Origin of the sequence: Paenibacillus faecalis (assembly GCF_900289175.1) — a bacterium.
Lineage (GTDB): Bacteria > Bacillota > Bacilli > Paenibacillales > Paenibacillaceae > Paenibacillus_AQ > Paenibacillus_AQ faecalis.
This window is the reverse complement of sequence record NZ_LT985747.1, coordinates 372,250-387,468: the sequence shown is the minus strand read 5'-3', so window position 1 is coordinate 387,468 and position 15,219 is coordinate 372,250. Positions and strand designations below refer to the sequence as shown.

Sequence of the window (15,219 nt, the reverse complement as noted above, 5' to 3'; positions counted from 1 at the left end):
GTCCATATAGGCATTTGGTCAACGGAATTATGGATTAGGGAATGATAACTGGGGAGGGAAAACATGAATTTCCATAAAAGGGATAGAGCTAAGAAGCTTAAGTTAAAGCGAGTTCGTAGAAAACGACGTTCTAGAAAAAGAATATTTATAAAGATACTTAGACGACTTAGCGTGAATATTCAAATACTTTTTAGGGGCGGTGAAAATGAAGGTTTGGCCGCTTTAAAATTGCAGGTACAAACTTTGAATCGTCTCGTTCAAAATATGTCGTTTACGGTGAGTGAAAAAAGGGCGGTTCAAAATGTGGCGCAGCAAGTCGTAAAGAATACAAGCATATTAGATCCTGTTGAATTTGCTAGGGATTTGGATCGATTTATAAATACAGTTTATTTATTAGCTGATCGGATGGGTGTGAGAAGAGCAGTTGAAACTTCTGTAAACGAAGGTTTGAGGGTTTTAAACCAGATCATGGAGTCAAGAAATGAACCGAATGTACCACAGGATAATTCAGCATTAATTAGTTCGCTGGAAAGTTTACCGATCTTTATAACGAATGCGTTGACTCGACCAAGTCCAGAAACACGAGTGCAGTTAGGAAATGTACTAAATGTTATAGCTGAACAAGCTGGTATGCTGGGGGCTCCAAGTCAACAAGTTGGGAGGCTTCGAGAAATCCAGCAAAACATAGTTCATTTACTCGGGGAAAATGCTATTCCAGTAGCACAAATCAATGAGGAATTGACGGATTATTTAGCGAACTTAGCTAGTGTGGCTCCAACTTTGAATATATCTCCAGACGGAGAGGCAGCCTTGTTTAGAGCGTTTAGTTCAGTGTCACGATCTAGTGCAGAAGCTGTTTACGGAATTACACGAATGCAGGCTTTAGAAGGCATGGTAGGAGCAACAGGAGCCACAGGGGCAATAGGAGCAACTGGAGCTACAGGTGCTACAGGCCGTAGAGGAGAAATGGGTTCCACGGGAGTAACAGGGGCTACAGGAGCAACAGGTGCAACAGGAGTCACGGGAGTAACAGGAACAACCGGATCAACGGGAGCAACAGGAGTAACAGGGGCGACGGGGGTAACAGGAGTTACGGGAGAGACGGGAGCGACTGGAGTAACCGGGGTGACAGGAGAAACTGGTGCAACAGGATCAACAGGTTCCACGGGGGAAACTGGATCAACAGGTGCAACAGGAGTAACAGGAGCCACGGGATCGACAGGTGCGACAGGAGTCACAGGTGCAACAGGATCAACAGGAGTGACCGGAGCAACGGGCGTAACGGGAGCCACGGGAGCGACAGGATCAACCGGGGCAACAGGAGCCACAGGAACGACAGGAGAGGCAGGAGCAGCGGGGGCGACAGGAGCAACAGGAGCCACAGGAGCAATGGGTGCAACAGGATCGACAGGATCAACCGGGGTCACGGGATCAACAGGAGCAACAGGAGCAACAGGAGCCACAGGAGCCACGGGGGTAACAGGTGCAACGGGAGTAACAGGAGTTACGGGAGAGACGGGAGCCACGGGATCGACAGGAGCCACTGGGGTGACAGGGGCAACAGGAGTAACGGGAGTCACAGGATCAACAGGATCAACAGGAGTGACAGGATCAACCGGAGTCACCGGAGCTACGGGGGTAACAGGGGCAATAGGAGCAACTGGTGCGACAGGAGTAACGGGAGTAACAGGATCAACAGGAGTGACAGGATCAACCGGAGTCACCGGAGCTACGGGGGTAACAGGGGCAATAGGAGCAACTGGTGCGACAGGAGTAACGGGAGTAACAGGAGCAACAGGAGTGACAGGATCAACTGGAGTCACCGGAGCTACGGGGGTAACAGGGGCAATAGGAGCAACTGGTGCGACAGGAGTAACGGGAGTAACAGGAGCAACAGGAGCAACAGGAGCAACAGGAGTGACAGGATCAACTGGAGTCACCGGAGCTACGGGGGTAACAGGGGCAATAGGAGCAACTGGTGCGACAGGAGTAACGGGAGTAACAGGAGCAACAGGAGCGACAGGAGCAACGGGAGCAACCGGAGTAACTGGAGCAACAGGTGCAACGGGATCGACAGGAGCCTCTGGGGTAACAGGGGCAACAGGAGTAACAGGTTCAACGGGAGTCACAGGAGTTACGGGAGAGACGGGAGCAACGGGGACTACAGGAGCCACAGGTGCAACAGGATCAACGGGAGCAACGGGATTAACAGGTGCAACGGGAACGACAGGAACAGCAGGAGCGACAGGAGTCACAGGATCAACCGGGGCAACAGGATCAACAGGAGCTACTGGATCAACGGGAGCAACCGGAGTAACTGGAGCCACAGGATCAACGGGAGCAACGGGATTAACAGGTGCAACGGGAACGACAGGAACAACAGGAGCGACAGGAGTCACAGGATCAACCGGGGCAACAGGATCAACGGGAGCCACGGGAGTAACAGGATCAACCGGGGCCACGGGATCAACAGGAGCTACGGGAGTAACAGGTGCAACGGGTGTAACAGGATCAACCGGGGCGACAGGTGCAACAGGAGCAACGGGAGCAACAGGAGTAACAGGAGCCACAGGGCCTACCGGAACTGCAGCAACAATCGGTGGTAGTGTGATTTTTAACAGCAATGGAGTTGCAGAAAGCATTCCATCCAATAGTCCGTTGACATTTAATCAAAGCAATTTGCAAGGAGTAACTTTTAATGGCACCACTACGTTGACTATTGTAACCGCAGGTTATTATTATTTTGATTGGCAGGTTACTATAGATGTTGGGCAAACTACTCCTAATACTTTCGGTATCGTTATAAACGGGAGTACGGCAAGTACTGCCAACATAAGTTCCAATTCTACAAATGCCGGGATTTCCGGGTCGGCTGTTATTAATCTTGCTGTTGGAAACACTGTTCAGTTATACAACCTGTCTCCTACTTCAAAAACGCTTCTTGCTCCTTCGGTTGCGGCGAGAGTGTCGATGTTCCGTATTGGAACTTAGCACTATAAACAATTGTGTTTACAACTGAAATGATATAATCCTCTACTCTTAGCTAAGTAACTGTTATAAAGACCGATTCATTATGAAAAGCCCAATTTTGTATTCGAATTCAGATGAGGTGCATAGAATAAAAGATTGGGTAATAATAATTCGGGGCTATAGGTTACTGAACATAGGAGGTTTTATCATGACAGATAACAAATATGAAGAACAATATAGAAGTGAAAATGAACAGGAATACGAAGTGCACTTTCGAACAGTAGATGATATCTTGGCATACTATGGCAGACGCCATGGATCAAACACCGATAAAACGGAAGATACACTGAATTCGTAACAGAGAAGAAAGAAAGCAGCTAGCTAGCAGTTATGTGTTTTGATTCAATGATTTGAGTTTCTTCAATCAGCCACTCCCAGGAATGTTTGTTCTATGGGAGTGGTTTTTATAAGATTCCCAAAATCCAATGAATTTGGATCACAATTTACTTGCTTCTGCCCAAAATCTGTGTTAATATTTCTTTTGTTGTGAATACGGTGGTCCGCTGCGGATAATGATGGATAACAAGAGGTTTTCCGGAAGAAGCAAGAACGCCTGTGTGAGAGGAGGGAGTCCTAGATGAATATCGTACAAGCGATTACCCAAGATCAACTTCGCAAGGATATTCCGAGCTTTCGTCCTGGTGACACTTTAAAAGTGTACGTTAAGGTTATTGAAGGAACTCGTGAGCGTGTCCAGTTGTTTGAAGGTGTTGTTATTAAACGTCGCGGTGGCGGAATCAGTGAGACTTTTACAGTTCGTAAAATTTCTTACGGCGTTGGAGTGGAAAGAACTTTCCCAGTCAACTCGCCAAAAATCGATAAAATCGAAGTGGCTCGCCGTGGTAAAGTGCGTCGTGCGAAGCTTTATTATCTTCGTAAACTGCGCGGTAAAGCAGCGAGAATTAAAGAAATTCGTTAATCAACTGACGGCAAAGGGGCTTGTGCGTATATACAAGCCCTTTTTCTATATCCAAAATCATCTTTATACGTAAAGAATTACAGGGAGGACGGTGAAGGAATGCAGCAGGACACACAGCAGGATGCGTTCGAAAAGAAAGAGGCAAAGAAGACAGATAAAAAGAAAAAGAATGAACTGGTGGAATGGTTAAAGGCTCTTCTTATTGCACTGGTTCTTGTGTTTCTTATTCGCTGGTTCCTCTTTAAACCTTTTGTTGTACAAGGGCCATCGATGGAGCCTAACTTTGTAACGGGACAAAAGGTGATCGTTAATGAGATATTGTACGATATCCGTAAGCCGGAACGTGGTGAGGTCGTCGTATTTCATGTGCCTTCCGAAGGAAGAGACTTTATTAAACGTGTCATTGCAGTAGCAGGCGACACTGTTAAAGTGGAAGGAGATAAAGTATACGTAAACGGACAGCCGGCGAACGAACCTTACATACAAGAGGCAGTTGATCAGGCGCATGCAGAAGGCATACTTTATAACAATACGGATTTCCCGAATGCTTATGTTAAGGAAGAAAAGGTACCGGAGGGACATGTATTTGTTATGGGGGATAACCGTTCTAACAGTACGGACAGCCGGATGATCGGTTACATACCTTTGGAAGATGTTGTAGGGAGAGCTGACTTGATATTTTGGCCGCCAAAGGATATTGGTTTGATTGATAACTAGCAGGGAATACAAAGAATAATGAAGCTGGAATTTATGTGAGGTGACGACGTTGACAATACAATGGTTTCCGGGACATATGACAAAAGCACGCCGTCAAATACAGGATAAACTGAAGTTAATTGATGCTGTAATTGAGCTGATTGACGCCAGGCTGCCGTTATCCAGCCGTAATCCTATGATCGACGATATATTGCAGGGAAAGCCGCGGTTGATCATTATGAATAAGGCCGATCTGGCAGATCCTGAGGTGACCCGCGAGTGGCTGGCTTATTTTAAAGATCAAGGTCATCAGGCACTTCCTGTTGATGCTTCAACAGGCACGGGTGTAAAAGAGATCCCCAATCAAATCAAGTTGCTGCTGAAAGAGAAAATCGAAAAGCAACTTGCCAAAGGAATGAATCCTCGGGCCATGCGCGTTCTGATCGTAGGCATTCCGAACGTGGGCAAATCCACGCTGATCAATCGATTGGCGGGGCGTAACATTGCTGCTACCGGAGACCGTCCGGGTGTAACCAAAGGCCAGCAATGGATTAAGGTTGCCGGTGGTGAGATGGAGCTGCTGGATACGCCGGGAATTCTGTGGCCGAAATTTGAGGATCAGAACGTAGGTTATCGACTCGCAGTAACAGGAGCGATCAGGGAAGAAATATTGAATGTTGAAGATATCGCTTTTTTTGCAGTGAAGTATTTGTCTAAATATTACTGGCAGCCTATGAGCGAGCGCTTTGATTTGAAGCATCAACCTGAGGATTTTGAGAATCCGGATGAGATTGTAACTGTTATGGAGGAAATAGGACGCAAGCGCGGCTGTATTATGAGCGGCGGACGGGTAGATTTGGAAAAAGCTTCGAAAGTTTTCCTTCGCGAGCTTCGTGCCGGTAAAATGGGGCGTTACTCCATGGAATCCCCTTATTGATATTGTCCGGGGCTTTACCCGGGAAATAAAAAAATAAACAACCGTTCTGCCATATGTCGGCGGAACGGTTGTTTTGTTTACAGGATACTAGAGCCCATCGAAACGATCAGCGCTGAATGCCGCCGGTAGATTCTCTGAAGACGGGTGTTGTTTGTATATGCGTGATCTGATAGGGAAGTGCAGGCTCCTTGATTCTGCTTAACAGAATATTAGCTGCGGCAATCCCCATTTCATCACTATAGATATGTACCGTCGATAGATGGGGCTCAACGATACGCGACTCCAATGCATCATCAAATCCGCAGATAACGATATCCTCCGGGATGCTAATGTTTTTACTTTTTAACGATTTTATGACGTTAACCGCGATGAAATCATTGGCGCAGACAAACGCAGAAGGTATACTCCCGATTTCATCCAGCCGTTGATCCATCCAATTCGACTTCGAGAAAAACTCGCGGTCCGGATTCAATATACACTGCTCCAGATTGACCGTCATCCCCTTCTCGATCAGAGCCCGATTAAATCCTGCCCAACGTTCGTTAAAGCTTTTGCAATGATTGAAATCTCCGATAAACCCCAGTGATGTACAGCCATGCTCAATTAATTTGCATGTCATGTAGTATGTGCTGTGTTCATTCTCCATCAGCAGCAAGTCAGCCTGTAAATCCGGATAGAACATATTTGCTGCACAGTCAATAAAAACGGTTGGAAGCCCGAGGCTGGTAATAAGCTCGCTGTATTCTCGATCAAATAATTCAATGCAAACGATGCCGTCTACCTTTGAGGCTTCAAAGTTGTTAGGCAGCATCCGAGAGCTGCGCTCGATGTCCCGGACAATATAAATGGAGAGGTTATATCCTTCGGCACTGATTCTTTTCTCAAGTCCGCTAATCAACCGCGAACCAAAATGGGAGGTGTTTGGCAGATTGGCTGTAAGGAGAGCGATATTGCCGGGAGTTTTTGTCATCAGATTGTCGGATTCCATATAAGCAAAATGTTTATACTTGAGCTCAATCGCTTTCTTTATAACCTTGTTCCGGGTTTCGTCCGAAATGCTGCTGTTTCCGTTCAATGCTTTGGATGCGGTGTTTCTGGAGATACCCAGCGCATCCGCGATATCTTGAATTGTGACTTTTTCCCTTGTCATGTATTTGATTTCACCTCAAATGATCTAGTTCATACTAAGGTCTGGGTTACCCTGAAATTGTTTACTCTCTATCGACCTGAATATTCTCATGTCAAATGTATAATAGATTGGATAAAATAGCAACCTTAACTTTACAAATGAAAACTAGTGTTTACATTTTACTCATTAAATATATTGTATTTGAAAATGTGAGAAATCAATAATCCTGTGATTTTAGCGTAAAAAAAGGAGGAGAGTAAGATGAAAGGTCCTGAATACTTGAATTTTGTCAATTTTGTCAAAAAAGAATCCACATCTTACAATGTAATGAACAAATACACATTTGCAATTGCACAAAAATAATTTTACAAAAGTTATTGACGAATGTTACACGCTTTGATAAATTGTAAAGGCGAGATTAAACATCAGTGCAAAAATGAAAACCTTTTCTGTAAGCTGCATGTTAACTACTTTAGAATGAACGGGGGTAAAGGGTTTGGAACATTTGGTGGAACCAGCCAATGATGGAGCAGTCGTATTGCAAAAAAGAAGAACGAGAGGGTCATTCCTTGGCTTTATTAAGAAAAATTATTTTTTGTATATATTGCTTGCTCCTGCACTCATATTAACGATTATTTTTAAATACTTCCCGATGTACGGAGCTATTATCGCTTTTAAGGATTTTAGTCCGCTAAAAGGGATCATGGGAAGTGATTGGGTAGGCTTTCAGCATTTCGAGAAATTTTTAAGCTCTCCCAATTTTGATGTGATTTTTATGAATACGCTTAAGCTAAGTTTCTTTGGTCTCATCTTTAGCTTTCCGGTTCCGATTTTACTCGCACTGATGCTAAACCAAGTCCGCAAAGCGGGTGTAAAGAAAAATATTCAGCTGTTTCTGTATGCGCCGAATTTTATTTCGGTTGTGGTCATTGTCGGGATGCTCTTTATTTTCCTGTCTCCAACGGGGCCGGTCAACCAGATCATCACTTGGCTTACCGGGGAACCGGTGATGTTTATGTCACAGCCAGAATATTTCCGTTGGATTTATATCCTGTCTGATATTTGGCAGGGGGCAGGCTGGGCCTCCATTATCTATGTAGCAGCACTCGCTAATGTCGATCCAGAGCTTCATAATGCCGCAAGCCTCGACGGGGCCAACTTGCTCCAGCGAATTCGAAACATCGACTTGCCAACGATAAAGCCTATAATGGCGATTGTTTTTATTCTCGCTGCTGGCGGCATTATGTCTATTGGTTTTGAAAAGGCATATCTGATGCAGACATCCATGAACCTTCCCACCTCTGAGATTATACCGACCTATGTATATAAGGTTGGCTTGCAATCAGGTGATTATGCCTACTCAGCGGCAGTTGGTTTGTTCAACTCGGTTATCAATGTCATTCTGCTAGTGACGGTAAACTTTGTTGTCAAGAAACTTAATGAGGGCGAAGGACTGTACTAAGGAAAGGAGTTTTGATCAACATGGCCGTCAAGCATTCACGCTTTGACCGTTTTTTGTTAACGCTAAATGCTATTTTTTTAACTCTTGCCATCTTAATTATTGTAGTCCCATTGGTTTACATTGTAGTGGCTTCGTTCATGGATCCGACTGTACTACTGAATCAAGGGCTATCGTTCAAGGTTTCGGACTGGAGCCTGGACGGATATCAGATGATTTTGTCCAATCCCGCTATGTTGCGGGGGTTTGCCAATTCGCTGCTATATTCATCGGCCTTTGTTCTGCTAACGGTAACAGTATCCATTTGTGCAGGGTATGCGCTTTCAGATCAGCGGCTGGCCGGACGTCATTTCTTTATGACGCTGTTTATCATTACAATGTTTTTCAGCGGGGGACTCATCCCTACATATTTGCTTGTTCGTGAGCTTGGCATGTTGGATACCGTATGGGCTGTCATTATTCCAGGAGCGGTAAATGTGTGGAACATCATACTGTCCAGAACCTTTTTTAAGGGTGTACCGAATGAGCTGAAGGAAGCAGCCAATGTGGATGGAGCATCCGATATCATGATATTTTTCCGCATCGTTCTTCCGCTGTCCAAGCCCATCATTTTTGTACTTGCGCTGTATGCTTTTGTCGGGCAATGGAATGCGTTTTTTGACGCTATGATTTATCTTGATGATCCAAAGCTGCACCCGCTACAGCTTGTACTCAGATCGATCCTGATTCAAAACCAGGCTGCGCCGGGCATGATCAGTGATCAGCTGGCAATGGCAGAGCTGAAACGGCTGTCTGAAATGATTAAATACTCAGCGATTGTTGTATCCAGTCTTCCGTTGCTAATTATGTATCCGTTTTTTCAAAAATACTTTGAAAAAGGTGTCATGGTAGGTTCGCTTAAATAAGGATTGGGCCTGCCTCCACATAAAAGTGCATTAATCTATTACATGCTATCGGGAGGTCTTTTAACATGAGAACGACTCAGACAAAGAAACATTGGAGCAAGAAAGCTGTTGTGTTTTCCGCACTGGCTGCTGTGCTGGCATTATCCGGGTGCGGCGGCGGGGATGAGCAGGTGAACGAATCACCTGACGGTAAGGTGACGTTGAATTTTCTGACCCAAAGCTCGCCGCTTGCACCTGCTGATCCAAATGATAAGTTGATCAACAAGAGGCTTGAAGAACAAACCGGTATTCATATCAATTGGAAGAACTACACAAGTGATGTGTTTATCGAAAAGCGTAACCTAGCGGTCGCAAGCGGTGATTTGCCTGATGCGATTTTTGATGCCGGATACGGGGATTACGACCTGTTAAAACTGGCAAAGGACGGTGTCATTATCCCGGTAGAGGACCTAATTGATCAACATATGCCGAATTTCAAAAAAATTCTGGACGAAAATCCGGAATACCGAAATATGCTTACAGCTCCAGACGGACATATTTACTCTTTCCCATGGATCGAAGAACTCGGATCGGGAAAAGAAGCGATTCAATCGGTTGACAACTTCCCGTGGATCAATGTTGAGTGGCTCGACAATCTGGGCCTGGAAATGCCGACAACGACTGAGGAGCTTAAGGAAGTGCTGATTGCATTTAAAACGCAAGATCCGAACGGCAACGGACAAGCGGATGAAATTCCGTTGTCTTTCATCAACAAGCCGGGCGGCGAAGATCTTACCTTCCTGTTCGCTTCGTTCGGTCTCGGGGAGAACTGGGACCATACGGTAGTGACCAATGACGGGAAGGTGGTATTCACCGCGGCAGAAGAAGGGTACAAGGAGGCGGTATCCTTTATCCATGAGCTGTATAAAGAAGATTTAATTGATATTGAGGCTTTCCAGCAGGATTGGAACACGTACCTGGCTAAAGGGAAGGATCACCGCTATGGTCTGTACTTTACATGGGATAAAGCGAATATTACAGGTATGAATGATTCGTACGAATTACTGCCGCCACTTGCGGGCCCATCCGGTGAGGTGAATGTGACAAGGACAAACGGAATCGGCTTCGACCGGGGAAGAATGGTCATTACAAGCAGCAACGAGAAGCTGGAAGAGACCGCAAAGTGGGTTGACCAGCTCTATGACCCGCTTCAGTCGGTTCAGAACAACTGGGGTACCTATGGAGATGATACACAGCAAAATATTTTTGAACTCGATGAGGAAAAAGGAATGCTGAAGCATTTACCGCTAGAGGGCACTGCACCTGTGGAGCTAAGACAAAAAACAAGTATAGCTGGACCGCTCACGATTTTGGATGAGTATTTCGGCAAGTATACAACGATGCCGGATGATGCCGCCTGGAGACTGCAACTGATGAAGGACGTTATGGTGCCGCACATGAAGGCCGAGAACACGTATCCAAAAGTGTTTTTCTCGATCGAAGAGCTGGACAGCTTATCCACTATTGAGGCCGATTTGTTCCCATATCTGGAGCGCATGCGAACCGAATGGTATCAAAATGGCAAAGTGGAGCAGGAATGGGATGAGTATCTGAAGGAACTGGATCGTTTGGGACTGCAGGAATGGCTGTCGATTAAGCAGGCCGGATATGACAGGTTTACACAGTAATATAGTAGATTCACGAAGGGTTGTGCAGATACCGGCTTGGGCTGACAGCCCTTCCATATAATAAAAAGAGTGAGGGAGAACATCAATGACAACAATGCATACACAAAACTATCGCGGTACCTATCATTTTTCCCCTAGGGAAAACTGGATGAATGACCCGAATGGCATGGTTTATTTTCAAGGGGAGTACCATCTTTTTTTTCAATATCACCCTTTTGGTATGACTTGGGGACCGATGCACTGGGGGCACGCAGTCAGCAAGGATCTGCTGACATGGGAAGAGTTGCCTGTCGCTCTTGAGCCGGATGAGCATGGCACGATATTTTCGGGAAGTGCTGTAGTGGATTGGAACAATACAACTGGTTTTTTTGAGGAAGAACCCGGACTTGTCGCCATATTCACGCACCACAAGGAATTGCCTGATACGGGAAAAGTCACTCAATATCAAAGCCTTGCCTTCAGCAAGGACAAAGGCAGAACCTGGATGAAGTATGAAGGGAATCCGGTGCTGCGGCATGAATCTTACGTAGATTTTCGTGATCCTAAAGTGTTCTGGCATGAGCCTTTCTCCCAATGGGTGATGATTATTGCCTGTGGTCAGACGGTATGCCTGTACCGTTCTCCCAATTTAAAAGAATGGACCTTTGCCAGTGAATTTGGTCAAGGCATGGGATCTCATGATGGAGTGTGGGAATGTCCGGATTTGTTCCCGCTTCCTACCAAAGCAGGCGGATCAAAATGGGTGATGATTGTCAGCATCGGCGACAATCCCGAATGTGTAGAAGGCTCTAGAATCCAATATTTCACGGGGGAATTTGACGGGGAGCGTTTTGTACCGGATGCGAGGTCCAAAGGGGAAGCCCGGTGGCTCGATTACGGCAGAGACAATTATGCGGGTGTAACCTGGTCGGATATACCGGATGAAGATGGCAGACGTCTGTTTATCGGCTGGATGAGCAACTGGAAGTATGCCAATCTCACGCCGACAGAAGGTTATAGAGGAGCGATGACGGCTCCAAGGGAGCTGCAGCTGGAGCAATGGAATGGGGAATGGCGACTGATCCAGCAGCCGGTCCGAGAAATAACGAAGGTTCAAAAAGAGGTTTTGTCCTTAAGTCAGACAACAGCGAGCGAAGCTTCCGCTAAACTGTCTAGCTTGCAACTGGAGAGCTATGAAATCCATGCCCGAATTTACACGGCTCATGATATCGGTTTTAGATTACAGACGGGTTCGGATGAAGGAGCTATTGTAGGCTGGAATCGTACGGAGGCCAAGGTGTACGTGGATCGAAGCAGATCGGGCATTACAAATTTTCATCCTGATTTTCCGGGGGTGCATTCTGCATCACTTACTGGATTAACCGGACCGTTGGAGCTGCGCATATTGGTGGACCGTTCCTCGGTTGAAGTGTTTGCTGATGAAGGCCGTGTGGTCATTACCGATTTAATCTATCCGAGCGGTGTCACCACCGGCGTATCCGTGATTGCTGAAAGTGAACAGCCGGTGATTGAATCCCTGGCGGTTTATGATCTGTCGGCAGGAATACAGACCGTATCGATGACAGGTAAGGAGAAATAAGAATATGCGTATCGGAGCGATCGAGGCAGGAGGCACTAAATTCGTCTGCGGTATTGGAAACGAAAATGGAGTTATTGAGGACAGCATCACCTTTCCAACAGCACATCCAGAGCAAACCTTGTCTCATGTCATATCCTATTTTAAGGACCGGAATGTGGAGGCTATTGGGATTGGTTCTTTCGGACCAATTGATATTCGGAGGGACAGTAAGACGTACGGGTTCGTGACGACGACGCCGAAGCCAGGATGGGCGGGATTTGATTTTCTGGGGACCATCAACAAAAATTTTGATGTTCCCCTTGGCTGGGATACGGATGTCAATGCGGCGGCCTATGGTGAAGTTTTATGGGGGCAGCTAAAGGTTTGGACAGCTGTGTGTATTATACGATTGGAACCGGGGTAGGTGTTGGTGTATATGCTGAGGGCAAACTGATTCATGGCTTGGTTCATCCGGAGGGAGGTCATATTCTGGTCAGACGTCACCCTGAGGATGATTTTTCAGGGCTATGCTCTTTTCATGGTGACTGCCTGGAGGGGATGGCGGCAGGTCCGGCGATCGAAGCACGCTGGAAGGCAAAGGGCGATTGCCTTTCGGCCGATCATCCTGCCTGGGGTATTGAAGCCTATTATATAGCTCAATCCGTAAGTGCCGCTGTGCTCATGTATTCACCGAAAAAGGTGGTGCTGGGGGGCGGCGTCATGTCCCAATCTCAGCTGTATCCGCTCATTCGTGAAGAAGTAAAACGCAATCTAAAAGGGTATGTTAACACACCGGAAATAATGCATCATATGGAAAGCTACATTGTACCGCCAGGCTTGGGGCCTCAAGCCGGATTGTGCGGTGCGCTTGCGCTTGGCTTGAAGGCATGGAAAGAGCAACACCGTGCGCGGTCATAATTATATAGAAAGCTCATCCTGACAGGGCTGATCTGCGAGAGTGGATCAGCCCTTCTTAGGATCTGCTAAGGCCTGCTGTCTATTTAACAAAGAAGCGAGGGAACAAACAACGAAGTCATATATAAAGAGGACAAGCTGTTTGGATTTTGTTCGGCATCATCATATCAAGGAAGCCGTCAGCTCTCAGCGAGGTGGCGCTGCATGACGGCGGCTGGTTGACTACAAAACAATGTGTTCAAAATGAAAAAAATTCTTGCTGCAAACTGCCGGATATCCGGCAGTTTTTTTATGTTTTGAATGGATGCTTCCGACAGGGTGACGTTATCACCAAACCTATGATAATCTAGTAGAGTGATATAATATGAAATACACTCCCATCACCTGATGGAGAGTTATCATGCTTTTGTACTATAGCAGACCGATTGGCAGAAGTTATACATGGGGATTAAGGAGTAAAAGTGATGACAGATTTATTGATGTATGAGCGTGAATATTGGAATCAGTATGTACATATAGCAGGCATTGACGAGGTGGGGCGTGGCTGTCTGTTCGGAGATGTGGTTGCCGCAGCTGTTATTCTGCCGGAAGGATTGATTATCGAGGGGATTAATGATTCCAAGAAGCTCAGCGCCAAGAAGCGGGATGCGCTGTATGATCTAATTATGGAGCAGGCGGTTGCTGTCGGCGTGGGACAGGTAGATGCTGAAACGATTGACCGGATAAATATCAAGCAGGCTGCCAGACTAGCTATGAAAAAAGCCTTGGAGCAGCTTGTGATTCCCCCGCAATTTCTGCTTGTGGATGCCGAAAAGGTAGATAGTGAGATTCCGCAGCGGGCCATTGTGAAGGGGGATGCCAATAGCCAGTCGATTGCAGCTGCTTCCATTGTAGCAAAGGTTACACGTGATCGTCTGTGTGAAGGGGAATGGGATTCGGCTTATCCCGAATACGGAATCGCTATACATAAAGGATATGCAACGAAGCTGCACCGTGAGCAGATTTCAATTCATGGTCCGACACCGCTGCATCGGCGGAGCTTTTTAAAGAATATTGAAGTGGAGCAGTTGTCTCTATTTTAGAAAACTGTACAGCCCGCCTTGTAAAAAGGCGGGCTGTTGCCGATATATAAGGAAAACGGATGTTTGGGGAGGAACAAAACGTGAACATCGGATCGTTGATTCGCGGTCTTCTTGGAGATCAGAAGGCAGGCGAAACCAAAACATTGGAGATGAAACCGGGTCAGGTCGTTCGCGGTGTCGTCATGAATGTCTCCGAAAATGGGCAGGAAGCGGTTGTGCAGATTCAGGGAGTGCAGGTGAAAGCCAAGCTGGAGACGCCGCTTCGGGCAGGGGAAACGGCACTGTTGCAGGTTCAGCCGCCGGGAGAAGAAGGAACAACTGTGCTGAAACCGCTTGGTTCATCCTCGAATCAACCTCTTACACCGTCCTCAATGGCCGAGGTGCTTGAATTCGCAAGCCTGCCGGATACGAAGGAAAACCGGGAATTGATTCGCGGTATGCAAATGGCAGGAGTTCCGTTAACGAAGGAAAATATAGCTCGGTTTAAGGATATGCTTGCGATGAAACCGACCCAGGTCCCTTTAACCGAGTGGGTTGAGGCATCAGCGATCGCATTTCATCGCGGCTTGCCTGTGACACCGGAGAGTGTAAAAGGGCTGCATCAAGCTGTGTTTGGCCCTCAGCTTCATGAACTGCTCAGATCATTTGAGAATCAGCTCGCAGGCGTGCTGCGAGGTCAACAAGGAAATGGGCAGTCTGCCAGCCAAAACGTTGGGATATCGAATGCGCCAGCGGGATCTGTGGAACAAGCTGGTGAGCCGGCGCTTTTAAATGGCGCCGGTGAAAGAGGGCCGATTGCAGGTGAAGCGGCACGCGGGCAGCAGCAGACCCTGCTGACGAAGTTGCAGGATCTGCTGCTGCAGCTGCGCGCGGGCACCGCGCAGCAAGGCCTGGCCGGCGCTTCGCGTGAGCCGGCCCAGGG

11 protein-coding genes and 2 pseudogenes are annotated in these 15,219 nt (G+C 46.8%); 12 read left to right on the top strand and 1 reads right to left on the bottom strand.

Annotation, left to right across the window (positions count from 1 at the left end; genetic code table 11):
- The first annotated feature begins 171 nt into the window (after positions 1 to 171).
- From C8268_RS23275 to ylqF, 5 genes are all read left to right on the top strand, one after another.
- Positions 172 to 2,991 carry a collagen-like repeat preface domain-containing protein gene (locus tag C8268_RS23275; RefSeq protein WP_272939313.1) on the top strand — a complete coding sequence of 940 codons (2,820 nt, stop codon included), beginning with the start codon at positions 172 to 174 and terminating at the stop codon, positions 2,989 to 2,991.
- A 187-nt stretch (positions 2,992 to 3,178) separates the two neighbouring features.
- A complete protein-coding gene (locus C8268_RS22855; protein ID WP_199794797.1) occupies positions 3,179 to 3,328 on the top strand; it encodes a hypothetical protein in 150 nt (49 codons plus the stop codon).
- 279 nt (positions 3,329 to 3,607) lie between these two features.
- On the top strand, positions 3,608 to 3,949 hold the full coding sequence (gene rplS / locus C8268_RS01830; protein WP_106766096.1) for a 50S ribosomal protein L19: 342 nt from the start codon (positions 3,608 to 3,610) through the stop codon (positions 3,947 to 3,949).
- Between the two features lie 99 nt (positions 3,950 to 4,048).
- A complete protein-coding gene (gene lepB, locus C8268_RS01825) occupies positions 4,049 to 4,666 on the top strand; it encodes a signal peptidase I (protein ID WP_106766095.1) in 618 nt (205 codons plus the stop codon).
- Positions 4,667 to 4,715: 49 nt separating this feature from the next.
- Positions 4,716 to 5,582 (top strand): ribosome biogenesis GTPase YlqF, encoded by an 867-nt coding sequence (gene ylqF, locus C8268_RS01820; protein ID WP_106766094.1) that lies wholly within the window; start codon positions 4,716 to 4,718, stop codon positions 5,580 to 5,582.
- A gap of 106 nt (positions 5,583 to 5,688) precedes the next feature.
- On the opposite strand, the gene C8268_RS01815 is transcribed toward ylqF, so the two are convergent.
- Positions 5,689 to 6,732 carry a LacI family DNA-binding transcriptional regulator gene (locus tag C8268_RS01815; protein WP_106766093.1) on the bottom strand — a complete coding sequence of 348 codons (1,044 nt, stop codon included), beginning with the start codon at positions 6,730 to 6,732 and terminating at the stop codon, positions 5,689 to 5,691.
- Positions 6,733 to 7,249: 517 nt separating this feature from the next.
- Between C8268_RS01815 and C8268_RS01810 the strand changes: the two genes are divergently transcribed.
- The 7 genes and pseudogenes from C8268_RS01810 to C8268_RS01780 form a co-directional block, all read left to right on the top strand.
- A complete protein-coding gene (locus tag C8268_RS01810; protein WP_234032947.1) occupies positions 7,250 to 8,173 on the top strand; it encodes an ABC transporter permease in 924 nt (307 codons plus the stop codon).
- A gap of 20 nt (positions 8,174 to 8,193) precedes the next feature.
- Positions 8,194 to 9,075: a carbohydrate ABC transporter permease gene (locus tag C8268_RS01805; protein WP_106766092.1), complete on the top strand. Its 882-nt coding sequence runs from the start codon at positions 8,194 to 8,196 to the stop codon at positions 9,073 to 9,075.
- A 65-nt stretch (positions 9,076 to 9,140) separates the two neighbouring features.
- A complete protein-coding gene (locus C8268_RS01800; RefSeq protein ID WP_106766091.1) occupies positions 9,141 to 10,742 on the top strand; it encodes an ABC transporter substrate-binding protein in 1,602 nt (533 codons plus the stop codon).
- Positions 10,743 to 10,827: 85 nt separating this feature from the next.
- Positions 10,828 to 12,321 carry a glycoside hydrolase family 32 protein gene (locus C8268_RS01795; protein WP_106766090.1) on the top strand — a complete coding sequence of 498 codons (1,494 nt, stop codon included), beginning with the start codon at positions 10,828 to 10,830 and terminating at the stop codon, positions 12,319 to 12,321.
- Between the two features lie 73 nt (positions 12,322 to 12,394).
- Positions 12,395 to 13,218, top strand: a pseudogene (locus C8268_RS01790) (ROK family protein).
- Positions 13,219 to 13,679: 461 nt separating this feature from the next.
- Positions 13,680 to 14,297: a ribonuclease HII gene (locus C8268_RS01785; protein ID WP_106766089.1), complete on the top strand. Its 618-nt coding sequence runs from the start codon at positions 13,680 to 13,682 to the stop codon at positions 14,295 to 14,297.
- 80 nt (positions 14,298 to 14,377) lie between these two features.
- Positions 14,378 to 15,219, top strand: a pseudogene (locus C8268_RS01780) (hypothetical protein); the annotation flags it as partial.